Origin of the sequence: Allobosea sp. CRIB-10 (assembly GCF_900112185.1) — a bacterium.
GTDB lineage: Bacteria > Pseudomonadota > Alphaproteobacteria > Rhizobiales > Beijerinckiaceae > Allobosea.
The window spans coordinates 1-21,739 of record NZ_FOKP01000033.1; the positions used below are offsets into that span (position 1 = coordinate 1).

The following is a 21,739-nucleotide window of genomic DNA, read 5'->3' on the forward strand; positions in this document are numbered from 1 at the left end:
AGCGGCCCCGCCAGCGGCGGCGCCGTCTCGATGGCCGCTTTATAGGAGCACCCCACTCAGACTGTCAACACGCTTCTTGAAAGTTTTTCGACAAAGCCGCGTTTTTTTACCCGGCTCGCGATTTCCGGGCATTTTGCCGGTGTTTCGTCCGCTCTGGCGCCTCGACCGGGCTCCCTGAAGGGAACCCGCCCGCAAACAGCCGCATTTTTTTCTCACAGCCACGATGCCGACGCCGGGACGGTCTGCGGGGCGATCCCCGAGATTGATTCCCGTGCGGGACGCGGGCATGGTCTCTGCTCTATATAAGGCAGGGATCGAGCCCGTCCGCGGCATCGACTCGGTGCGCCCTCGGGCGCTTCAATGGATTCGCCAGACGCCCGATGAACGCCCCTCCGGATCTCAGAGCGCCGCATGAGCCGCTGACGCCGGAAGCGACGGCGCTGCTCGTCGACCTCGGGATCGAACCGCCGATCTCTCCCGCCGGCGCCACTCCTGCCGGCATGGACCGCCGCGGCGTCTCGCTGCGCTGGCTCGCCGCCTGTCTGCTCGTCGGCTCCTGCGGCGCGGCTCTTCTCGGCGGCGCCATCCTGGTCGCGGTACGCGGCGACACCAGCTTCGCCGAGCGCCCCGAGCCCGTCACCCCGCATCAGACCACCTCGGCCGGCGGCGGTGCCCGCAAGGGCGACAAGCTCGTCGCCGAACAGCCGATCGCCTCGGCCCGGCACAGCGTGCGCGCGCCGATGTCCCAGCGCATCGGCGATCGCGAGGTCATAAGGGTGCGCCCCTTCGTGCGCCTGTCGACCAATCTGTCGCTGACCAGCGGCGTCTATGCCGCCAACATCCCGCCCTTCAACCCGCTGCGTCTCTTCGCCGAGGGAGCGCCCGGCAGCGAGCGCTATGCCGAGCCGGTCACCGACATGCCGGATGCGGACGTCTCGATAACCAAGCGCGACCTCGCCGACCTGCCGATCACGCCTGGCAAGGCGAGCCTCACCGACGCCGACGTGGTGAACCAGATGGAGGAGGAGCGCGCCAACCTGGCCGCCGCCGACCGTCGCGCGGCGCTGCCGATCCCCCCGCAGCTCATGCTGAGCCGCACTTTGGCCCAGGGCAGCCAGGCCGCCGGCGCCGGCAATCTCCTGTCCTACGCGCCCGCCACCGACACCTCCTTCTCGAACATCGAGGTCCGCGTCGTCCCGGAGAACGTGACGAACGCGCCGAAGACCCCGATCGCGGCCACCCGCGAGCCGCAGGTCGAGGAGAAGCTGCTGATCACCCGCCGCGGCGAGAACTTCGAGACGGTGGTGCGCAATGCCGGCGCCAGTCGCGATCAGATCGTCTCGATGATGAAGGCCTTCGACGGCAAGGTGAAGGTCGCCGCCCTGCCGGAAGGCCAGGTCCTGCAGGCGCTGTTCGCGCCGGGGCCGCGCCCCGGCGACCCCCGCCAGATCATGCGCCTCGCCCTGCTCGACAACGGCCGGCCTTCCGCCGCCGTCGCGGTCAACGACAAGGGCCTGTTCGTTCCGGTCGCCCTGCCGAGAAGCGAAACGGTCGGCCCGCAGCAGAAATCGCAGGTCGGCTCGCAGGATGACGAGGAGGAAGAGGACGACGAGGGCGGCACCGGCGCACGGCTCTATGAGAGTCTCTATGAGACCGGGCTGCGCCACGATCTGCCGCGCCCGCTGATCGACGAGCTCGTCCGGATCTTCTCCTATGATCTCGATTTCCAGCAGCGCGTGCGCGGCGGCGACAATCTCGAGGTCATCTTCACCGACGACGACGAAGGCGAGCGTGCGGAAATCCTCTCGGCGAGCCTCACCGTCAACGGCGAGACCCGGCAGGTCTTCCGCTACCAGGCCCCGGAAGACGGGCTGATCGACTATTTCGACAGCGATGGCCGCTCACTGAAGAAATTCCTGCTGCGCAAGCCGATCACCGATGCCGAGATGCGCTCCGGCTTCGGCATGCGCTACCACCCGATCATGCGCTATTCGAAGATGCATACCGGCATCGATTGGGCCAACAAGATCGGCACGCCGATCCTGGCCGCCGGCAACGGCACGATCATCAAGGCGGAATGGGATTCCGGCTATGGCCGACGCATCGAGATCCAGCATGCCAACGGCTATGTCACCACCTATTCGCACCAGTCGGCCTTCGCCAAGGGCATTGCGCCCGGCGTCAAGGTCCGGCAGGGCCAGGTGATCGGCTTCCTCGGCAATACCGGCCTCTCGACCGGGCCGCATCTGCACTACGAGGTCATGGTCAACGGCAACTTCGTCAACCCGATGAAGATCAAGGTGCCGCGTGGCCGCGAGCTCGACGGCCGGGCGCTCGCCGAATTCAAGCGCCAGCGTGACGAGGTCCTGGGCCTGATCGAGAAGGCCGGAGGCCAGACTGCGCAATTGCGCTGAGATTCACCCCTCCTGCCCGCGGGCCAATGCTCTCCTCCCTCATCATCGTCCTTCCCGTCTTCGGCCTGATCGCCATCGGCTACGGCACGCGCTGGCTGAAGCTGTTGCGGGAAACGACGGGCGAGGGCCTCTCCGACTTCGTCTTCGTCCTCGCCATCCCCTGCCTGTTGTTCAAGACGCTGGCGACGGCCACGATCCCGCCCGACCAGCCCTGGGGCTACTGGATCTCCTATTTCGCCGGCCTCGCCGTCGTCTGGCTGATCGCCCAGTTCGTCGCGCGACGCTTCTTTGCCCGTAAAGGCCCCGAGCTCGTCGTTTCCGGCTTCGCCGCGGCGCAGTCGAATACGGTCTTCGTCGGCATCCCGATGATCCTGAAGGCTTATGGCGACGCGGGCGCGGTCCCGCTCAGCCTGCTGCTCGCGGTGCATCTGCCGGTGACCATGACCGCCGCGACCCTGCTCGCCGAAGGCCGCGGCACCTCGCCTCTCCTGCTGCTCCGGCGCTTGTTCACCCATCCGATCGTCGTCGGCATCCTGCTCGGCAGCGCCGTGCGCCCCTTCGTCGGCATGATCCCGGCGCCGCTCTGGTCGATCGTCGACCTAATCGCCGGCGCCGCCGTCCCGTGCGCGCTGGTCAGTCTCGGCATCGCGCTGCGGCGCTACGGCCTTGCGTCGGGGATCGGACTGCCGGCGATCCTGAGCTTCCTCAAGCTTGTCCTGCACCCGCTGATCGTCTTCCTGCTGGCGACGAAGGTGTTCGCGATGCCCACGGCCTGGGCCGGCGTCGCCGTGCTCTTCGCCGCCTGCCCCTGCGGGATCAACGCCTATCTCTTCGCCGAGCGCTACAAGCAGGGCGTCGCCGACGCCTCCAGCGCGATCGCGCTCTCGACCGGGCTGTCGCTCTTCACCACGATCGGCTGGCTGACCTTTTTGGGCGTCGGCTGATCGGGATCGAACGATTCACGTGAAACCGAGCTGCCGCCGGATCGCCTCGGGCGTCGCCCCGTCCGCCCGCAGATCGGCTAGGCTCCGGGACAGCCGGCTTTTCGCCAGCTTCTGCCCGGTCTCGTCGCTGAGCAGCCGGTGGAAATGATAGCGCGGCACGGCCAAGCCGAGCAGGCGCTGCAGCAGGACATGGATGTCGGTGGCCGCTTCCAGATCCTTGCCGCGCACGACATGGCTGACATTCTGTAGAGCGTCGTCGACGACCACGGAGAGATGATAGCTCGTCGGCACGTCCTTGCGCGCCAGCACGACATCGCCCCAGCGCGCGGGATCGACGCGAATGTCGCGCTCCTCGCCCGCTTCGTCGAACAGGCGATAGGAGAGCGTTTCGCCGGCCACTCGCGCCAGGGCCCTGTCCATGGCGAGGCGCAGCACATGCGGCTCGCCCGCCTCGCGGCGGCGGCGAAGCTCGGCTTCGCCCAGGGCACGGCATGTTCCCGGATAGAGTGGCGCGCCATCGGGATCGCGCGGCCAGGGCGTTCCGGCCTCGGCTTCGCACCGACGCACGGCGTCTTTCACCTCCTGGCGCGAGCAGAAGCAGTGATAGATCAACCCCATCTCCTCGAGCTGACCGAGCGCCTGGCGATAATCCGGGAAATGCAGGGATTGCCGCCGCACCTGCGGAGCAAAGGAAATCCCCAGCCAGGCGAGGTCGTCATGGATGGCCTGCTCGAATTCGGGCCGGCAGCGCGTCAGGTCGATATCCTCGATCCGCAGCAGCAGCTTGCCGCGTAAGCGCGCCGCCAGCCGCTCATTGACCAGTGCCGAATAGGCATGGCCGAGATGCAGCCGCCCGTTCGGGCTCGGTGCAAACCGGAAAACGGGTGGAGACGATGCCATCCCCCTCTGTCTATGGTTCGCCGCGCGCCTCGCCAAGCCCGGTCTCCTGACAGGGCTGGGACCGGCGACCGGCGACAAACCCGAGCAAGATGACGACGATCTCCTGCACCGCCGATCTCGAAGAGGGCATGGCTGCCCTCGCCACGCTCGATCCCGTCTGGGGGCGGATCATCGCCCGCACCGGCGTTCCGCCCTTGCGCCGGCGCGACAGCGGCTTTTTGAGCCTCGCCTCGATCATCGTCTCGCAGCAGCTCTCGGTGGCGAGCGCCCGCGCGGTCTGGGCCCGGGTCGAGAGCGTGCTCACTCCCTTGACGCCGGACCGTGTCCTCGCCGCCAGCGACGAGGAGATGCGGCTGTCGGGCCTGTCGCGCCCGAAGCAGAAGACGCTGCGCGCCGTCGCCGCGGCGATCGCCGAGAACCGGCTCGACCTCACCGCGCTGGAGACCGCGACACCGGAGTTCGTCCACGCGCATATGACCGCCGTCTCCGGCATCGGCCCCTGGACGGCGGATGTCTATCTGCTGTTCTGCCTCGGCCATCGCGACGGCTTCGCCGCCGGTGACCTTGCCGTGCAGGAGGCAGCGAAGGTCGCCTTCGGACTGGCCACGCGGCCAAAACCGGCCGAGCTGACCGAACTTGCCGAAGCCTGGCGGCCCTGGCGCGGCGTCGCCGCGCGTCTGCTCTGGGCCTATTACGCCGTGTTGAAATCGCGCGAGGGCATCAACGCCTGAAGGCGTCAGCCTCGCGCGATCTTCAGCGCCGTCTGTGCCGCGTTGCGCAGGAAACCGGTGTCGCTCATCACCGTGACCAGGCGCGCCCCGAGTGCAACACCTTCCGCGGCCCGCTCGGCGCTCGCGGCATAGAAGGCGACCGGCTTCTTCACCGCATTCGCCCGCGCCACGATATGGCGTACCGCATCGTCGACTTCCTTTGCCGAGGCGTTGACCGAGGCGCCACCCGAAAGCGCGATCGAGAGATCGGAGGGACCGACGAAGAGCGCGTCGATTCCATCGAGCGCGAGGATGTCGTCGACGATCGCCATCGCCTCGCGGGTCTCGATCATCGCGAAGGTCAGCGAGAAAGCATTGGCCTGGCGGAGATAGCCGTTTTGGTCGAGGCCCGAGGCGCCGAGGCCGCCATAGCTGCCCCAGCTACGCTCGCCGAGCGGCGGGTACTTGGCATAGGCCGCGAGCCGGCGCGCATCCTCCATGGTGTTGATCATCGGCGCGATCACGCCGGAGGCGCCGGAATCGAGCAGCTTCGAGACGTTCTGGAACTCGCCGACCGGAATGCGCGCGATCGCCGGCTTGCCGGCGGCGTTGATCAGCGGGATCGCCCGGATCACTTCGGCGAGCGTGATCGGCCCGTGCTGCATGTCGAGCGTGACCGCGTCGAAATCCTCCTGCGCCAGGATCGCGGCGATGCTCGGATCGGGCAGTCCGCACCAGGCGGAGAGCAGCGTCTCGCCCTTGGCGAGACGATCGGCAAACGAGGACAGCACGGTCATGAGCGCATTCTTCCGGTTGCCCGCTCTTCACCACTGGCGGGTCCAGCGACCCTGGACCGAACCATCAGCGAAAGGCAAACGCTGCGGCATGCACCATGCTCAAGGGCGCAATGCGGCAAGAGCCGCCTTGCGCCCGGGCATCGTTCAGCGGCCGGCCTGGACCTCGTCGGCCGCCTTGATCAGGAGCTCGGTCATCGTCCGACGGATCTCGTCATCGGCGAGCGCGACGCCGCCGGCGGCAAAATCGGCTTTGACCTTGCGCAGCACGTCCTCGTCGCCGGCTTCCTCGAAGTCCGCGAGAACCACCGACTTGGCATAGGCCTCGGCATCGGCGCCGCTCTTGCCGAGCTTCTCGGCCGCCCACAGGCCGAGCAGCTTGTTGCGACGGGCCGTCGCCTTGAAGCGCAGCTCCTCGTCATGCGCGAACTTGTTCTCGTAGGCGTCCTTGCGCTGGTCGAAGGTGGTCATCTGGTACTTATCCTCTTCGGAGCGGCAATCTTGCTGCGGCGCGATATCAGCTTCGCCATATAGCAATGGGATGGCAGTGCGGGCTAGAGGCCACGCGCTCCACGACCGGAAGATGCCGGGAAAGGGGCCGACCGCGCCGCTTTTCGGGCCTTTGTTGCGTTTGCGGCGCGAAGGGGCCATATAGCGCGAGCGTGGCACGCTCTCACAGGAGCGAGGCCCGCGTGAACCAGCCGGATCGGCGCGCCAGAATCGAACTCGAAAGAGCACGGGATTGCGCGAGAGCGTGCTGAACAGGGCCATGATCCCGCCGCGGGCAACCGCGACCAGAGAGAGGCCGACCCTTTGGATTTCCTCAAGCCACGGTATATCCCGATGAACCGCCGCCGTCGCATTTACGAAGGCAAGGCGAAGGTCCTCTATGAGGGACCGGAGCCCGGAACGCTGATCCAGCATTTCAAGGACGACGCGACCGCCTTCAATGCCAAGAAGCATGAAGTGATCGACGGCAAGGGCGTGCTCAACAACCGCATCTCCGAGCACATCTTCAGCAATCTCAACGACATCGGCGTGCCCACGCACTTCATCCGTCGGCTGAACATGCGCGAGCAACTGATTCGCGAGGTCGAGATCATCCCGCTCGAGGTCGTCGTCCGCAATGTCGCGGCCGGCTCGCTCTCGACCAAGCTCGGCATCGAGGAAGGCACGCAGCTGCCGCGCTCGATCATCGAGTTCTACTACAAGAACGACGCGCTGGGCGACCCGATGGTCTCCGAAGAGCACATCACCGCCTTCGGCTGGGCGACGCCCCAGGAGATCGACGACATCATGGCGCTCGCCATCCGCGTCAACGATTTCCTCTCCGGCCTCTTCCTCGGCGCCGGCATCCGTCTCGTCGACTTCAAGATGGAATGCGGCCGCCTCTGGGAAGGTGACATGATGCGCATCGTCGTCGCCGACGAGATCAGCCCCGATTCCTGCCGTCTCTGGGACATCCGCTCCAAGGACAAGATGGACAAGGACCGCTTCCGCCGCGACCTTGGCGGCCTGATCGAGGCCTATACCGAGGTGGCGCGCCGCCTCGGCATCCTCGGCGAGAACGAAAAGCCGGGCCCGACCGGGCCGCGCCTCGTGCAGTGAGCGTGACGGCTACCGGAACTCCGACGACCGCACGGGGGCGCTTGCGCTCCCGTTTGCGTTTCGGCGCGCTCGCGCTCGGCCTGCTGCTGGTCGCTGGCTGCGCCGATCATTTCGGGCCCGGCCTGGTCCAGCTCGCCGCCGGGCGAGGCTGGGAGCCGCTGCCGATCCAGAACTGGGTCGTCAATGACGGCATCAACCCGAAGGCGATGGTGTTTTGCACGCCGCAGGACTGCCAGCGCCCCGGCGTCGCTGCGCTCTTGAGCTTTGACGGCCGCGAAGCCGCGGACATGGCGCGGACGTTGGCGCTCAATCCGGCGCGACTGGCGCGCGAGTTCTCTAAGCGCCCGAAGGCGAAGCAGGCCGACAAGCCGAAGAGCACCACCACTGTCTCGCGCTTCAAGCAGGACGGCACCGACGGCATCCTGGTCGAGATCCGCGCCAAGGATGGCGGCCGCCTCGCCGCGACCGCGATCCTCTACGCCCGCAAGGACAACAACCTCGCCATGGCGATCGCCGTGACCGACGATTCGCAAGCCGCCCAGGACTTCGCCCGCGCCACCTGGGCGAGCCGCTGACAGCGTGATCGGCCGATAAGCAGGAGGCCCCGATGAGCGACAAGCCGCAGCTCGACCCTCAGCTCGTCCAGGATTTCGTCCGGGCCGCGCATGGCAGCCTCGACAAGGTTACGGCGCTCGTCGGCGAGCATCCGGCCCTGGCGAACGCAGTCTGGGACTGGGGCGGCGGTGATTGGGAGAGCGGACTCGGCGCGGCCGCCCATACCGGCCGCCGCGAGATCGCCGAATTCCTGCTCGCCCGGGGCGCGCGGATGGATGTCTTCGCCGCGGCAATGCTCGGACATCTCGACCTCGTCCGTGCTCATCTCGCCGCCATGCCGGATGCTCTGACCGCAGCCGGCCCGCACGGCATCCCGCTGCTTACGCATGCGAAGATGGGCGGCGAGGCGGCGCGGCCCGTGCTCGACTACCTGCAAGGCCTGCTCGACAGCCGCGACACCGCCGCCCCGGCGAATAACGCGACAAATGGTTGAGCCTGCACCGATTCACCGCTAAGCGAGCCGGCAAGCGCCCTGTTCCGGAGATCACGATGAAAGCCCGCGTCACCGTCACCCTCAAGACCGGCGTGCTCGATCCGCAGGGCAAGGCGATCGAGGGCGCGCTGAAATCCCTCGGCATCGAGGGCGTCGGCTCGGTCCGTCAGGGCAAGATCTTCGACATCGAGCTCGACGGTGCCGACAAGGCCGCGGCGGAGGCCGCCCTCAAGGCCGCCTGCGAGAAGCTCCTCGCCAACACCGTGATCGAGAACTACCGGGTCGAGCTGCTGGCATGAGCCCGGATACGTCGATGATCGTCCCGGCGACGCCGGCCGATATCGACGCGATCATGGCCTGCGAGCGCAGGCCTGGCTACGAGGTGACCGTCGGCCGCTGGGACCGCGAACAGCATCTCGCCGGCCTGGCCGATCCGACGCATCGCTATTTCGTCGCACGCCAGCCTGATGGCACCATTGCCGGCTTCGTGATGCTGCAGGACGTCGCGATCGAAGCCGACTCCATCCTGGTGCGCCGGATCGCCGTCGGCGAGCAGCGGCGTGGCTATGGCCGGCAATTGCTCGGTCATGCGCTGCATGTGATCTTCGATGAGTTCGACGCGCGCAGTGCCCGGCTCGGCGTCCGCGCCTACAATGCGAACGGCATCGCTCTTTACTCTTCCCTCGGGATGAGGGAGGAGAGCCGGCGCGAGGAGCAGGGGCATGGCAGCGAGGCCGTCACGGTGATCACCATGACGATGAGTGCCGAGAGCTACCGCCAGTCAAGAAGGGCCAATCCATGAAGGCTGCCGTCATCACCTTCCCGGGCTCGAACCGCGACGGCGACGTCGCCAAGGCCCTGCGCCAGGCCGGCGCTCATGTCGACCACGTCTGGCATGGCGATCATGAACTGCCTGTTGGCACCGATCTCGTCGTGCTGCCGGGCGGCTTCTCCTATGGCGATTATCTGCGCTGCGGCGCCATCGCCGGCCGCGCCCACATCATGGACGCGACGCGGGCGCATGCGGCGCGCGGCGGCCTCGTGCTCGGCATCTGCAACGGCTTCCAGATCGCCTGCGAGTCCGGGCTGCTGCCGGGCGTGCTCGCCCGCAACGCCAATCTCAAATTCGTCTGCAAGCGCCAGCACCTCAAGGTCGAGCGCAACGACACCGCCTTCACCTCGGCCTATGCCAAGGGCCAGGTGATCGATGTCTGCATCGCCCATGGTGAGGGCAACTATATCTGCGATCCCGAAACGCTCGCCCGCCTCGAAGGCGAGGGGCTGGTCGCCTTCCGTTACTCCGATGCCGAAGGCAGTGTCACGACAGCCGCCAATCCGAACGGTTCGCTCAACGGCATCGCCGGCATCTACTCGCCCGGCCGCAATGTGCTCGGCCTGATGCCGCATCCGGAAAACCTGATCGACGGCCTTGTCGGCGGCACCGACGGGCGCGGCATGTTCGAAAGCCTGGTCGGCGGCAAGAAGGCAGCGTGAGCGAGGCGCCCCCGCTCGTCGAGGGCCGCCAGCCACTCGTTCCGGACTGGAGTCTGGTGCTGCCATTCCCAATGGCCCGCCGGATCGAGGATGGCTCGCTGGTCTTCTGGCATAGTCCGCGCGGCCTGACCTTCTGGCTCAACGCCTACGATGCCGGCGAGCCGGACGACGCACTCGCCGAATGGCAGGAAATTCATGCCTCCGCCGCCTTCGATCTGATCGAGGAGCGTGAGACCGACTTCATCCGTTTCGCTTACCGCCTCGATGAAGGCGAGGAAGACGGACGCCAGCCGGCATTCTACGGTTTCGCCTGCGCCCGCGATGGCGGACAGATCCACATCGCCGCCTATTTCGATGATCCGGGCCTGCTCGATGCCGTGCTCGCGACCTGGCGCAGCCTGCGCTTCGGCCCGGTGCTGCAGTAAAACGATCTCAGCTGCCCTTTTGCGCCCGCGCCAGCATGCGTGACGCAGCCGCCCCGTCGAGCGGGCCGACATGCTTCTCCAGAATGCGCCCGTCCGGACCGATCAGGAAGGTTTCGGGCACGCCATAGACGCCCCAGTCGATCGCCGCGCGCCCGGCACGGTCGACACCCACGGCCGAATAGGGATTGCCGAGCGCGCCGAGGAAGCGGCGGGCATTCTCGGCCTCGTCCTTGTAGTTGAAGCCGACCAGCGCGACCTTGCCCTGCTTCACCGCCGGCGATTCGGCCATCGCGACCAGGAAGGGATGCTCGACCCGGCAGGGCGCACACCAGCTTGCGAAGACGTTGACGATCGTCGCCCTGCCCTTGGCCAAATCGGCCATGCTGAAGCTGGGAACGGGCTGGCCGTCGCGCAGCAGGCCTTCGAGCGGGGCCAATGTCACCGCCGGGGCGGGCTTGCCGATCAGGGCCGATGGAACCTTGCTGGCGTCGCCAGAGAACAGCCCCTTGGCGAACACCGCCGCCAGCGCCGCGAAGACCAGTAATGGGATGGCGTAGAGCCAGGGCGAGCGTCGCGCCGGCGTGGCGGTGGCCTCGCTCATGACGACACCCCACCCCGACGGCCGGCGCCACGTTCTTCCAACGCCGCGAGCGCCCGCCGCTGGGCACGCCGGTCGAGCAGGATCGCAGTGGCAAGGCCAGCGAGGATCACGGCCGCCGCCAAATAGGCGGCAAGGATGAAGCCGGCATGAGGCCCGAGCCCGTCCATCATTGCGCTGCCTGCAGCGAAAGCCGGTCGAGCCGCTCGGCCTCGAAGATCGTCAGCGTCCGCACCCGCCGGCGCAGGATTTCGGCCTGCATGGCGGCGCAGTGCAGCGCCAGCGCCAGCAATGTGAAGCCGACAGCGGTGATCACGAGCGGCCAGAGCATTGATGAATGGATGGTCGGGCCGCTGAGGCGCAGCACCGAGGCCGGCTGGTGCAGCGTGCTCCACCAGTCGACCGAGAACTTGATGATCGGGATGTTGACGCAGCCGACCAGCGTCAGGATCGCGACGGCGCGGCCGGCGCGCGAGGGCTCGTCGATGGCGCGGCGCAGCGCGATCAGGCCGAGATAGATGAGGAACAGCACCAGCATCGAGGTCAGGCGCGCATCCCAGACCCAGTAGGTGCCCCACATCGGCTTGCCCCAGAACGAGCCGGTGAGCAGGCAGATCAGCGCGAAGCAGGCGCCGATCGGCGCCGCCGCCTGCTGGGCGACATCGGCGAGCGGATGGCGCCAGACCAGCACGCCAAGCGCCGACAGCGCCATCATCGAATAGAACATCAGAGCCAGCCAGGCGGCCGGCACATGGATGTACATGATCTTGATGGTCTCGCCCTGCTGGTAGTCGGAGGGCGCGACGAACCAGACGAGGTAGAAGCCGATGGCGAGCAACAGCGCCGCCGCCCCAGCAAGCCAGGGCAGCAAGACGCTCGACAGGCGCATGAAGCGCGCCGGATTGGCCAGTTCGGTAAGGCTCGCCATGAAGGGGGTGGCCGGCTCTGCTCTTCTTTCGACCAGAGAGCATGTAGCAATCGCCGGTCCGGCTCACAATCGATCAGCCGCCCCTGCGACGATGACGCCGCTGGCCGCGCTACTCCTTTTCGGGCGCGCTCGCTGTCGCGCGCTCCTCGTCGTCGAGAACGCCGAAACTGCCCGACCTGGCGCCTTCGGCTGCGACGGTAAATCCTTCCGCCAGAAGACCCCGGCGCAAAAGCTCGCGCACCGCCGCCGCACGGCTCGGCATGCGCTTGTCGAAGCGCCAGTTCTCGACGGCGCGGAGCTCTTCCGCGCTGAGCATGATCTGCAATCGTTCGCCGCGTTCCAGCTCGGACATGGCGCGCTCCCCACCGCGCTAAGAATGAGTAGGTGACGATATGGGCACAAGCAGCTCATTCGCAAGGGAGGGCGTAATCGGCGTCACCTTAGCGTCATGCAATGCGAGCGCCTTTGGCGTAATCTACTAACTAATTGAAATTATTAGATTATTATCTTGAACGATCGTCGCCTCTACCCTATTTGTCGATGCAGGAGGGATTGTCATGCTCATCACGCTATCCGATCCCATGCGACGCGACATCGAAACGGCCGTGCGCCTGAGGGCCGCTCAATCGCGTGTTGTCGACGTCTTTGGCGTCGCCGAAGAGGTCCAGCACCGTTTCATCGACGACAATGTCGCGCTCGAGGATATCGCGGCCGTTGTCGCCCGGCTGGCAACCCAATCCGGCTGCGCGCTAGAACTCGACAGCGGCGAGATGCTGTCCGAAATCTGAAAGCCTCAATCCGGTTGGCGCAGCGCCGCCGCCGCCGCGATACAGCCGACGACAGCGGCCATCAGCGACAACGCGGCCAGGATCAGCAGCGGGCTCTGCAGCAGCATCAGCCCGCGCGCGGCATCGGAGGCCGAGACCCCGAAGATCAGCACGGGCACGCAGAGCGGCGCGACCAGCACCGGCAGGATCAGGCCGCCCCGGCGCAGGCTCGCGGTCAGTGCTGCCGCCGCCGCGCCGATGAAGCTCAGCGCCGGCGTTCCCAGCGCAAGGCTCGCGGTCAGCGGCAGCACGCCTTCCGCCGGCAGGGCGACGAGCAACCCGAGCAGCGGCGCGGCCAGCGTCAACGGCAAGCCTGTCGTCAGCCAATGCGCCAGCGCCTTGGCGAAGACGGCGAGCTCCAATGGCAGCGGCGCACCGCGGATCAAGTCGAGCGAGCCGTCCTCCTCATCGGCCTGGAACAGCCGGTCGAGCCCGATCAGCGTCGCCAGCAGCGCGCCGAGCCACAGGATAGCCGGGCCGATCCGCGACAGCAGGTTGAGGTCGGGCCCGAGCGCGAACGGGATCAGCACGACGACGGTGAGGAAAAAGACGAGCGCGAGCTCGCCGCCGCCGCCGGCCCGGACCGCCAAAGCGAGATCGCGTCTGAGGATGGCGAGGAAGGCGCTGGTCACGGCCCGATCCTGAGGTCGCGCGCGCCGTCGAGGCCGAGCGGCCCATGGGTCGCCGCCAGGATCGCCCCGCCAGCCGCAAGATGCCCCTGCATCAATTGCGACAGCATCGCCTGCGAGCCGACGTCGAGCGCCGCCATCGGCTCGTCGAGCAACCAGATCGGCCGCGACGCCACCAGCAGGCGCGCCAGCGCCACGCGCCGGCGCTGGCCGGCCGAAAGATAGCCGACAGGCAGAGCTCCGGCATGCGGCAGGCCGACCGTGGCGAGCGCCTCGGCCGGGCCGAGGCCCGGCGAGCCGAGCAATTCCTGCGCGAACCGCAGGTTCTCCGCCGCCGTCAGCGCGGTCTTGAGCCCGTCGCGATGGCCGACCAGATGGGCGGCCTCCGCCAGCGGCATGTCGTCGAGCCCTTCAAGCCGGATCGAACCAGCCTCGGGCTGCAGCCGTCCGCTCAGCATCGCGATCAGGCTCGACTTGCCGGCGCCGTTGCGGCCGGTGAGCGCGATCGCCTCGCCATTTTCCAGACGAAAGCCGACGCCGTCGAAGATCGCGCGACCACCGCGGCGGCAGGCGAGCGCTTCGGCCGTCAGGGCGAAGGTCTGGAATCGAATCTGCGTCACGCCGAGCCTGTCTTCCGAAGCGTCATTAGCTCTTCATCCGACGCATATCGAGCCTGTAGCGGGCTTCTTGGAATTGATCTATAGAACCCGTGGCTACGCCGCACGCCGATCCGGCGCGGGGCTCGGGCACTCCCGGGGCGGCGTGCGCGTCATGCGCAACAGGCCTTCGACCGGATTCATCCGCCAGGAGGAATTCGGCTCGTGACCGCAACCCCTTGATCAGGATGTAAGCCAAAATGGCCTCGCTCGATTCATTCAAGTGCCGCAAGACGCTGACCGTCGGCACGAAGAAATACGTCTATTACTCGCTCAAGGCGGCCGAGAAGAACGGCCTCGCCGGCATTTCCAAGCTCCCCTTCTCGATGAAGGTGCTGCTCGAGAACCTGCTGCGCTTCGAGGACGGCCGCTCGGTCACCAAGGCCGACATCGAATCTTTCGTCGGCTGGCTCAGCGACAAGGGCAAGGCCGGCAAGGAGATCGGCTTCCGTCCCGCCCGCGTGCTGATGCAGGACTTCACCGGCGTTCCGGCGGTGGTCGATCTCGCCGCGATGCGTGACGGCGTCGTCGCGCTCGGCGGCGATCCCAAGAAGATCAACCCGCTGGTGCCGGTCGACCTCGTCATCGACCACTCGGTCATCGTCGACGAGTTCGGCTCGCCCAAGGCCTTCAAGCAGAACGTCGACCTCGAATACCAGCGCAATGGCGAGCGTTATCGCTTCCTGAAATGGGGCCAGGGCGCCTTCGACAATTTCCGCGTCGTCCCGCCCGGCACCGGCATCTGCCACCAGGTCAACCTGGAATACCTCGCCCAGACCGTCTGGACGGCGAAGGAGAAGGTGAAGAAGGGCAAGAAGACCGAAACGGTGGAGGTCGCCTATCCCGACACCGTGGTCGGCACCGACTCGCACACCACCATGGTCAATGGCCTCGCCGTGCTCGGCTGGGGCGTTGGCGGCATCGAGGCCGAGGCCGCCATGCTCGGCCAGCCGCAGTCGATGCTGCTGCCCGAGGTGATCGGCTTCAAGCTCACCGGCAAGCTCAAGGAAGGCATCACCGCGACCGACCTCGTGCTGACGGTCACGCAGATGCTGCGCAAGAAGGGCGTTGTCGGCAAGTTCGTCGAGTTCTTCGGCCCCGGCCTCTACAATCTGACGCTGGCCGACCGCGCCACCATCGCCAATATGGGCCCGGAATACGGCGCCACCTGCGGCTTCTTCCCGGTCGACGCCGAGACGCTGAACTATCTGGAGACCACCAGCCGCAAGGCTGCCCGCGTCGCCCTGGTCGAGAAATATGCGAAGGCGCAAGGGCTGTTTGCCACCCGCTCGACGCCCGATCCGGTCTTCACCGACACGCTCGAGCTCGATCTCGGCAGCGTGCAGGCCTCGATGGCCGGCCCTAAGCGTCCGGAAGGCCGCGCCGATCTCGGCGCGATCAAGAGCGGCTTCGCCGCCGCGATGGAAAGCGACTACAAGAAGGGTGGCGAGCTGTCGCGCCGCGTCAAGGTCGAGGGTGAGACCTTCGATCTCGGCCATGGCGACGTCGTCATCGCCGCCATCACCTCCTGCACCAACACCTCGAATCCCTCGGTGCTGATGGCCGCCGGCCTGCTCGCGCGCAACGCCGTGGCGAAGGGCCTCAAGGTCAAGCCCTGGGTCAAGACCTCGCTGGCGCCCGGCTCGCAGGTCGTCGCCGAGTATCTCGCCAAGGCCGGCCTGCAGAAGGACCTCGACAAGCTCGGCTTCAACCTGGTCGGCTTCGGCTGCACCACCTGCATCGGCAATTCCGGCCCGCTGCCGGCGCCGATCTCGAAGGCGATCAACGATCAGGGCCTGATCGCCGGCGCCGTCATCTCGGGCAACCGCAACTTCGAGGGCCGCGTCTCGCCGGACGTGCAGGCGAACTATCTCGCCTCGCCGCCGCTGGTCGTCGCCTATGCGCTGGCGGGTTCGGTGCAGATCGACCTGACGACCGAGCCGCTCGGCATGGGCAAGGACGGCAAGCCGGTCTACCTCAGGGACATCTGGCCCTCCAACAAGGAGATTCAGGCTTTCATCGCCAAGAACGTCACCAAGGCGATCTTCAAGGCGAAGTATGCCGACGTCTTCAAGGGCGACGCCAACTGGCAGAAGGTCAAGGCGCCGACCGGCCAGACCTATGCCTGGGACGACAAGTCGACCTATGTCCAGAACCCGCCCTATTTCCGCGGCATGGGCAAGCAGCCGGCCCCGGTCACCGAAATCGTCGGCGCTCGCATCCTCGGTCTGTTCGGCGACAAGATCACCACCGACCACATCTCCCCGGCCGGTTCGATCAAGGCCGCTTCGCCGGCCGGCGCCTATCTCACCGAGCATGGCGTCGCCGTCGCCGACTTCAACCAGTACGGCACGCGCCGCGGCAATCATGAGGTGATGATGCGCGGTACCTTCGCCAATATCCGCATCCGCAACCACATGATGGGCCCGAACGGGCGCGAGGGCGGCTACACCATCCACTATCCCAGCAAGGAAGAGCTGCCGATCTACGACGCGGCGATGCGCTACCAGGCCGAGAAGGTGCCGCTGGTGATCTTCGCCGGCGTCGAATACGGCAACGGTTCCTCGCGTGACTGGGCCGCCAAAGGCACCAACCTGCTCGGCGTCAAGGCCGTGATCGCCCAGAGCTTCGAGCGCATCCACCGCTCGAATCTGGTCGGCATGGGCGTCGTGCCGTTCACCCTGCAGGAGGGCACCAGCTGGGCCTCGCTCGGCCTCAAGGGCGACGAGACCGTGACGATCAAGGGCCTCGCCACCGTCAAGCCGCGCCAGATGCTCGAAGCCGAGATCACCTATGCCGACGGCAAGGTGAAGAAGGTTCCAATCCTCTGCCGCATCGATACGCTGGACGAGCTCGACTACTTCAAGAACGCCGGTATCCTGCACTACGTGCTACGCGGCATCGCGGCGTAACTCCACGACGCCGATACTATAGGCGCCCGGCCGCAAGCCGGGCGTCTCTCTTTTGCCGTGACGGTTGTCCAATCTTGCACTCAGGTGTAAGGGGGCGGTCACAGTATCCTCGGCGGGGGGCTTGGGGCAGGCGCGGGGCGAACGCGCCCGGACGCCATCCGCCATCATCATTCACGACGGAGCATCCGCATGTCCGCCACGTTCGAGACGGTCGCCGGCATTATTTCGGAAACTTGCGACATTCCTCGCGAGAAGATCACGCCCCAGAGCCACGCGATCGACGATCTCGGCATCGACTCCCTCGCCTTCCTCGACATCGCCTTCGCGATCGACAAGGCCTTCGGCATCAAGCTGCCGCTGGAGCAGTGGACCCAGGAGGTCAACGAGGGCAAGGCGCCGGCCGAGCAGTATTTCGTGCTGGAGAACCTGTGCAAGCGCATCGACGACCTCGTCGCCGCCAAGGCTGCCTGAGCAAAGTGGCCGCCTGAACAAGCTCCGGTCCGGAAGGACCGCTGCTGCACGTTGAAGCGCCGCAAGCGGGGCCCGACCCCGATCGCGGCGAGACGGGTTGGAACCGCATGCGCCTCGAATATTTCGACATGATCGACAAGGTCGAGAGCTTCGATCCGGCAGCGAAGCGGATTGTCACCCGTTCGACCGTTCCGGCTGCGAGCCCGGTCTTCGAGGGCCATTTCCCCGGTCACCCGCTCGTTCCCGGCGTCCTGCTCACCGAGACCATGGCGCAGGCCTCCGGCTATCTGCTCCTCGGGCTCAACGGCCTGACGCAGATGCCCTTCCTGATGATGGTCGACAAGGCGCGCTTCCGCACCTTTGTCGAGCCCAACGCCGTGCTCGACGTCAGCGCCGAGCTCGTCCATGAGGGCTCCGGCTATGCCGCGACCAAGGCGAAGATCGCCATCGCCGGCAAGCCGATCTGCGATGCCGAGCTGCGCTTTCGCCTGATGCCGTTCCCCGCCGATATGCGCACCTTGATGCAGAGCCGCATCGCCGCCATCGGCCTCTCCCCGGAGGCAATCTGACATGGCCCGCGACGTCGTCATCACCGGCATCGGCCTCGCCTCCAGCCTGGGCGAGGGCATCGAGACGCATGCGCAGGCGATCGCCTCCAATGCCGCTCCCGTCGTCGATGTCACGAGCTTCGCGCCCTATCCGCTGCATCCGCTGAAGCCGCTCGAGCTCGACAGGCAGATTCCGAAGAAGTCCGACCAGCGCCAGATGGAGCCCTGGCAGCGCCTCGGCGTCTATGCCGCCGGCCTTGCCCTCGACGATGCCGGACTGAAGGAGGATGCCGAGGCCAAGAGCCAGCTCCAGGTCATCGTCGCCGCCGGTGGCGGCGAGCGCGACCATGCCGTCGACGCCGCCATCCTGACCGGCCTGCGCAACGCCAACCAGCCGGGCGCCTTCCTGAACGAGCGGCTGATGGGCGATCTCAGGCCGACTTTGTTCCTGGCCCAGCTCTCCAACCTGCTCGCCGGCAATATCGGCATCGTCCACGGCATCACCGGCGCCTCGCGCACGCTGATGGGCGAGGAGCAGGCCGGCGTCGACGCCATCCGCACCGCCCGCGCCCGCATCGCGGCCGGCCAGGCCGACATCATCCTCGTCGGCGGCGCCTACAACGCCGAGCGGCGCGACATGCTGCTGCTGCTAGAGCTCGGCGGCTTCTTGCGCGCGGCGGAGTTTGCGCCCGTCTTCGCGCGCAGCGATGTTCCCGGCATCATCACCGGCAGCGCCGGCGCTTTTCTCGTGCTTGAGGCAGCCGAGCGCGCCGCGGCGCGCGGCGCCAGGGCCCACGCCCGCCTCAGCCAAGCGAGCGCCCATCGCAGCCGGCGCCAGCCGGGCTCCGTCGCCAAGGCGCTCGACGAGATGCTCGCCGGCTTCGGCCCACTCGCATCGGATCCACTCGCGATCTCGGCCGCGACCGGCTGCGCAGGGATCACCGAGGAAGAAGCCGCCGCGATCGCCAAGGCAGCGCCAGGAGCGCGCCGGATCGCGACCGGCGACCTCGTCGGCCATTCCCTCGAAGCCGCCTTCCCGGTCTCCGTCGCGCTGGCGGCCGCCGCGCTCTCGACCGGCGCCGCGAACGAGGCGATCGTCACCGGCGCCGCGCATTGGCGCGGCGAGGGCGCTGCCCGTCTGGTCAAGGCTTAAGGAGAGGCGTCATGGGTGCAAGCCATCGCGACAGCCAGGGCCGGCCGATCGTCGCCGTCACCGGCCTCGGTATCGTCACCTCGCTCGGCCAGGGCAAGGATGCCAACTGGGAGGCCCTGACCGCGGGCCGCTCCGGCATCCATCGCATCGACCGCTTCCCGACTGACGGCCTGCGCACCACCATCGCCGCGACCGTCGACTTCCTGTTTGACGGCTCCGTCTCTGCCCCCGAGCTTTCCGAGAAGCTCGCCACGCTCGCCGCCGAGGAAGCGGTCGCGCAGAGCGGTCTCGGCGAGGCCGGCGATTTCCCGGGTGAGCTCTTCATGGCGGTCCCTCCGGTCGAGATGGAATGGCCGCAGAAGCAGGAACTGGCGCAGGCGGTGGATGGCGATGCCGACTACGACGCGCTGCTGCGCGTCGCCGCCCGCCACAAGCATCAGGCGATGCACGAGCTCTTCCTGTTCGGCGGCGTCGCCGAGCACATCGCCGAGAAGTTCGGCACCAAGGGTTCGCCGATCTCACTCTCGACCGCCTGCTCCTCGGGCGCGACCGCGATCCAGATGGGCGTCGAGGCGATCCGCCGCGGCGAGACCGAGGCTGCGCTCTGCATCGGCACCGATGGCTCGGTTCATGCCGAGGCGCTGATCCGCTTCTCGCTGCTCTCGGCGCTATCGACCCAGAACGACCCGCCGGAAGCCGCCGCCAAGCCGTTCTCGAAGAACCGCGACGGCTTCGTCATGGGCGAGGGCGCCGGCGCGCTGGTGCTGGAGGATTACGACCACGCTCTGGCGCGTGGTGCGACCATCCTCGGCATTGTCGCCGGCTGTGGCGAGCGCGGTGACGGCTTCCACCGCACCCGCTCGAGTCCGGACGGCAAGCCGGCAATCCTCGCCATGCAGGACGCCCTCGCCGACGCCGGTCTCACCCCGGATGATGTCGACTACATCAACGCGCACGGCACCTCGACGCCGGAGAACGACAAGATGGAGGCGATGAGCTGCTCGGCCGTCTTCGGCGAGCGCATGGCGAAACTGCCGATCTCCTCGAACAAGTCGATGCTCGGCCACACGCTGACGGCGGCCGGCGCGGTCGAGGCGGTGATCTCGCTCATGACCATCGCCAATGGCCGCATCCCGCCGACGATCAACTACAACACGCCCGATCCCGCGATCGCGCTCGACGTCATTCCAAACCAAGCGCGCGATGCCAAGGTCCGCACCGTTTTGTCCAACTCCTTCGGCTTCGGCGGCCAGAACACCTGCCTCGTCCTGACCGCCGGGCCGTCGGCGGCATGACCCGGGTCCTCGTCACCGGCGGCGCCAAGGGCGTCGGCGCCGCGATCGTCCGGGCGCTCGTGGCCGATGGCCATGATGTCGACTTCACCTACCGCTCCTCGGGCGAGCAGGCGCAGGCCCTCGCCGCCGAGATCACAGACACCGCGGCCGGCCGAATTGTGCGCGCCCTGCCGCTCGACCTTTCCGACAAGCCAGCGCTCGACTCCTTCTGCGAGACGGTCGAGGGCGAGAGCTATTTCGGCTTCATCCACAATGCCGGCCAGCCCTATGACACGCTCGCCGCCATGCTGGTGCAGGACAAGGCCGAAGCGGCGATGCAGGTCAATTTCTGGGCCTTCACTCGCCTCGCCAAGAGCCTGATGCGCGGCATGATCCGCACCAAAGCCGGCCGCATCGTCGCGATCGGCTCGGTCGCGGCGCTGCGCGGCAATCCCGGCAACGCCGCCTATGCGGCGTCCAAGGGCGCGCTGATCTCCTATGCCAAGACGCTGGCGGTCGAGACGGCTAAGCGCGGCGTCACCGTCAACGTGATCGCGCCCGGCTTCGTCGACACCGACATGATGGCGCCCTACGCCGCCTATCGCGACAAGATGGAAGGCCAGATCCCGGCCGGCCGCTTCGCCAGGCCGGAGGAGGTCGCCGGCCTCGCCGCCTTCCTGATGAGCCCGCCGGCCGCCTACATCACCGGCACGGTGCTGCCGATCGATGGCGGCCTGACCGCCCATCTCGGCGTACATCGCTAAGCGCTCCAGCGCTCCAGCGCTTCACGTGAAACATGGTAAACGCCCAGCGCTTGGCGTCGCGCTATGAACTGCCTATGTTCACTGTGAACCGGAGTGAACCATCATGACGGCAGCCTTCACCATTCGCCTCGACGACGAGACGCTCGCCAAGCTCGATGCTTTGGCGGCCGACACAGATCGCTCGCGCAACTGGCTCGCCGCCAAGGCGATCGAAAACTACGTCGAGCTCAATGCCTGGCAGATTGCTCACATCAAGGAAGGCATCGCCCAGGCCGATCGCGGTGAATTCGCCACGGAGGAAGAGCTCGATGCGATCGAGGCCGAGCTGCAGGCGCGTATCGACTCCGCCAAATGAAGCTGGTCTGGACTGCACGAGCCAAGGCTGATCTCCGCGACATTGCCCGCTATGTCGCTGACTTCAGCCCGCCAGCAGCGCTCGCGCTTGTCCGTCGGCTCAGATCTGCGGCAGCTCAACTCGTCGATTATCCGCATAGCGGCAGGTCCGGGCGGGTAGAAGAAACCCGCGAACTCGTGGTAGCCGGCACCAGTTACATCCTTCCCTATCGCGTCCGCGACGGGCGCGTCGAAATCCTCGCGGTCCTGCATGCCTCCCGGCAATGGCCGGACCAGCTTTGAAAGACC

The 21,739-nt window shown here is 67.1% G+C and carries 28 protein-coding genes; 19 read left to right on the forward strand and 9 right to left on the reverse strand.

The genetic code is table 11. From position 1 onward, the window contains the following. Positions 1 to 380: 380 nt before the first annotated feature. Positions 381 to 2,414 (forward strand): M23 family metallopeptidase, encoded by a 2,034-nt coding sequence (locus BMZ69_RS27625; RefSeq protein ID WP_244543577.1) that lies wholly within the window; start codon positions 381 to 383, stop codon positions 2,412 to 2,414. Positions 2,415 to 2,440: 26 nt separating this feature from the next. Beyond that, positions 2,441 to 3,358, forward strand: a complete 918-nt coding sequence (locus BMZ69_RS27630; RefSeq protein WP_092163017.1) for an AEC family transporter — start codon at positions 2,441 to 2,443, stop codon at positions 3,356 to 3,358. Between the two features lie 15 nt (positions 3,359 to 3,373). Here BMZ69_RS27630 and gluQRS read toward each other — a convergent pair whose 3' ends face one another. Continuing rightward, positions 3,374 to 4,258, reverse strand: coding sequence for a tRNA glutamyl-Q(34) synthetase GluQRS (gene gluQRS, locus BMZ69_RS27635; RefSeq protein ID WP_092163018.1), 885 nt, complete (start codon positions 4,256 to 4,258; stop codon positions 3,374 to 3,376). Positions 4,259 to 4,347: 89 nt separating this feature from the next. On the opposite strand from gluQRS, the gene BMZ69_RS27640 reads away from it, so the two are divergent. Then, complete coding sequence (locus BMZ69_RS27640; RefSeq protein WP_092163019.1) at positions 4,348 to 4,989, forward strand: DNA-3-methyladenine glycosylase family protein; 642 nt, start codon at positions 4,348 to 4,350, stop codon at positions 4,987 to 4,989. Positions 4,990 to 4,994: 5 nt separating this feature from the next. On the opposite strand, the gene BMZ69_RS27645 is transcribed toward BMZ69_RS27640, so the two are convergent. Then, positions 4,995 to 5,765 (reverse strand): HpcH/HpaI aldolase family protein, encoded by a 771-nt coding sequence (locus BMZ69_RS27645; protein ID WP_092163020.1) that lies wholly within the window; start codon positions 5,763 to 5,765, stop codon positions 4,995 to 4,997. Between the two features lie 144 nt (positions 5,766 to 5,909). Then, a complete protein-coding gene (locus BMZ69_RS27650) occupies positions 5,910 to 6,233 on the reverse strand; it encodes a DUF1476 domain-containing protein (RefSeq protein ID WP_092163021.1) in 324 nt (107 codons plus the stop codon). A gap of 342 nt (positions 6,234 to 6,575) precedes the next feature. On the opposite strand from BMZ69_RS27650, the gene purC reads away from it, so the two are divergent. Genes purC through BMZ69_RS27685 form a run of 7 tightly spaced genes read left to right on the forward strand, consistent with a single transcriptional unit; the run spans position 6,576 to position 10,337 of the window. Further along, positions 6,576 to 7,370: a phosphoribosylaminoimidazolesuccinocarboxamide synthase gene (gene purC, locus BMZ69_RS27655; RefSeq protein WP_092163022.1), complete on the forward strand. Its 795-nt coding sequence runs from the start codon at positions 6,576 to 6,578 to the stop codon at positions 7,368 to 7,370. Between the two features lie 41 nt (positions 7,371 to 7,411). Continuing rightward, on the forward strand, positions 7,412 to 7,945 hold the full coding sequence (locus tag BMZ69_RS27660) for a hypothetical protein (RefSeq protein ID WP_139219255.1): 534 nt from the start codon (positions 7,412 to 7,414) through the stop codon (positions 7,943 to 7,945). A gap of 32 nt (positions 7,946 to 7,977) precedes the next feature. After that, entirely contained in the window at positions 7,978 to 8,418 is a 441-nt protein-coding gene (locus tag BMZ69_RS27665) for a hypothetical protein (protein ID WP_092163033.1), read from the forward strand. Positions 8,419 to 8,474: 56 nt separating this feature from the next. Beyond that, a complete protein-coding gene (gene purS / locus BMZ69_RS27670) occupies positions 8,475 to 8,717 on the forward strand; it encodes a phosphoribosylformylglycinamidine synthase subunit PurS (protein ID WP_092163034.1) in 243 nt (80 codons plus the stop codon). Then, the gene (locus tag BMZ69_RS27675) at positions 8,714 to 9,220 is read left to right on the forward strand and encodes a GNAT family N-acetyltransferase (protein ID WP_092163035.1); all 507 of its coding nucleotides are present in this window, start codon (positions 8,714 to 8,716) and stop codon (positions 9,218 to 9,220) included. Before purS ends, BMZ69_RS27675 begins: the two co-directional genes overlap by 4 nt. After that, positions 9,217 to 9,912 (forward strand): phosphoribosylformylglycinamidine synthase subunit PurQ, encoded by a 696-nt coding sequence (gene purQ / locus BMZ69_RS27680; protein WP_092163036.1) that lies wholly within the window; start codon positions 9,217 to 9,219, stop codon positions 9,910 to 9,912. Before BMZ69_RS27675 ends, purQ begins: the two co-directional genes overlap by 4 nt. Then, positions 9,909 to 10,337, forward strand: coding sequence for a hypothetical protein (locus BMZ69_RS27685; protein WP_092163037.1), 429 nt, complete (start codon positions 9,909 to 9,911; stop codon positions 10,335 to 10,337). Before purQ ends, BMZ69_RS27685 begins: the two co-directional genes overlap by 4 nt. 7 nt (positions 10,338 to 10,344) lie before the next feature. Here BMZ69_RS27685 and BMZ69_RS27690 read toward each other — a convergent pair whose 3' ends face one another. From BMZ69_RS27690 to BMZ69_RS27705, 4 genes are all read right to left on the reverse strand, one after another. Then, positions 10,345 to 10,938: a DsbE family thiol:disulfide interchange protein gene (locus BMZ69_RS27690; protein ID WP_092163038.1), complete on the reverse strand. Its 594-nt coding sequence runs from the start codon at positions 10,936 to 10,938 to the stop codon at positions 10,345 to 10,347. Next, on the reverse strand, positions 10,935 to 11,108 hold the full coding sequence (ccmD, locus tag BMZ69_RS27695) for a heme exporter protein CcmD (protein WP_092163039.1): 174 nt from the start codon (positions 11,106 to 11,108) through the stop codon (positions 10,935 to 10,937). Before ccmD ends, BMZ69_RS27690 begins: the two co-directional genes overlap by 4 nt. Continuing rightward, positions 11,105 to 11,863 (reverse strand): heme ABC transporter permease, encoded by a 759-nt coding sequence (locus tag BMZ69_RS27700; protein WP_092163041.1) that lies wholly within the window; start codon positions 11,861 to 11,863, stop codon positions 11,105 to 11,107. Before BMZ69_RS27700 ends, ccmD begins: the two co-directional genes overlap by 4 nt. Positions 11,864 to 11,972: 109 nt before the next feature. Beyond that, the gene (locus tag BMZ69_RS27705; protein WP_092163043.1) at positions 11,973 to 12,215 is read right to left on the reverse strand and encodes a hypothetical protein; all 243 of its coding nucleotides are present in this window, start codon (positions 12,213 to 12,215) and stop codon (positions 11,973 to 11,975) included. A gap of 205 nt (positions 12,216 to 12,420) precedes the next feature. Between BMZ69_RS27705 and BMZ69_RS27710 the strand changes: the two genes are divergently transcribed. Further along, positions 12,421 to 12,651 carry a hypothetical protein gene (locus BMZ69_RS27710; protein ID WP_092163045.1) on the forward strand — a complete coding sequence of 77 codons (231 nt, stop codon included), beginning with the start codon at positions 12,421 to 12,423 and terminating at the stop codon, positions 12,649 to 12,651. Positions 12,652 to 12,656: 5 nt separating this feature from the next. On the opposite strand, the gene ccmB is transcribed toward BMZ69_RS27710, so the two are convergent. Next, positions 12,657 to 13,322 (reverse strand): heme exporter protein CcmB, encoded by a 666-nt coding sequence (ccmB, locus tag BMZ69_RS27715; RefSeq protein WP_092163047.1) that lies wholly within the window; start codon positions 13,320 to 13,322, stop codon positions 12,657 to 12,659. Next, the gene (gene ccmA, locus BMZ69_RS27720; RefSeq protein WP_244543578.1) at positions 13,319 to 13,939 is read right to left on the reverse strand and encodes a heme ABC exporter ATP-binding protein CcmA; all 621 of its coding nucleotides are present in this window, start codon (positions 13,937 to 13,939) and stop codon (positions 13,319 to 13,321) included. The genes ccmB and ccmA overlap by 4 nt, the downstream gene beginning before the upstream one ends. Before the next feature lie 236 nt (positions 13,940 to 14,175). On the opposite strand from ccmA, the gene acnA reads away from it, so the two are divergent. From acnA to BMZ69_RS27760, 8 genes are all read left to right on the forward strand, one after another. Beyond that, on the forward strand, positions 14,176 to 16,887 hold the full coding sequence (acnA, locus tag BMZ69_RS27725) for an aconitate hydratase AcnA (RefSeq protein ID WP_092163049.1): 2,712 nt from the start codon (positions 14,176 to 14,178) through the stop codon (positions 16,885 to 16,887). 189 nt (positions 16,888 to 17,076) lie between these two features. Next, positions 17,077 to 17,358, forward strand: a complete 282-nt coding sequence (locus BMZ69_RS27730; RefSeq protein ID WP_066473700.1) for an acyl carrier protein — start codon at positions 17,077 to 17,079, stop codon at positions 17,356 to 17,358. 107 nt (positions 17,359 to 17,465) lie between these two features. Then, a complete protein-coding gene (locus BMZ69_RS27735; protein WP_092163051.1) occupies positions 17,466 to 17,927 on the forward strand; it encodes a 3-hydroxyacyl-ACP dehydratase FabZ family protein in 462 nt (153 codons plus the stop codon). A 1-nt stretch (position 17,928) separates the two neighbouring features. Further along, positions 17,929 to 19,059 (forward strand): beta-ketoacyl-ACP synthase, encoded by a 1,131-nt coding sequence (locus BMZ69_RS27740; protein WP_092163053.1) that lies wholly within the window; start codon positions 17,929 to 17,931, stop codon positions 19,057 to 19,059. An 11-nt stretch (positions 19,060 to 19,070) separates the two neighbouring features. Next, positions 19,071 to 20,354, forward strand: coding sequence for a beta-ketoacyl-ACP synthase (locus BMZ69_RS27745; RefSeq protein WP_092163055.1), 1,284 nt, complete (start codon positions 19,071 to 19,073; stop codon positions 20,352 to 20,354). Then, positions 20,351 to 21,097, forward strand: coding sequence for an SDR family NAD(P)-dependent oxidoreductase (locus tag BMZ69_RS27750; protein WP_092163057.1), 747 nt, complete (start codon positions 20,351 to 20,353; stop codon positions 21,095 to 21,097). Before BMZ69_RS27745 ends, BMZ69_RS27750 begins: the two co-directional genes overlap by 4 nt. A gap of 103 nt (positions 21,098 to 21,200) precedes the next feature. Then, positions 21,201 to 21,452, forward strand: coding sequence for a CopG family ribbon-helix-helix protein (locus BMZ69_RS27755; RefSeq protein ID WP_092163066.1), 252 nt, complete (start codon positions 21,201 to 21,203; stop codon positions 21,450 to 21,452). Next, positions 21,449 to 21,733: a type II toxin-antitoxin system RelE/ParE family toxin gene (locus BMZ69_RS27760; protein ID WP_092163068.1), complete on the forward strand. Its 285-nt coding sequence runs from the start codon at positions 21,449 to 21,451 to the stop codon at positions 21,731 to 21,733. The genes BMZ69_RS27755 and BMZ69_RS27760 overlap by 4 nt, the downstream gene beginning before the upstream one ends. Positions 21,734 to 21,739 lie beyond the last annotated feature (6 nt).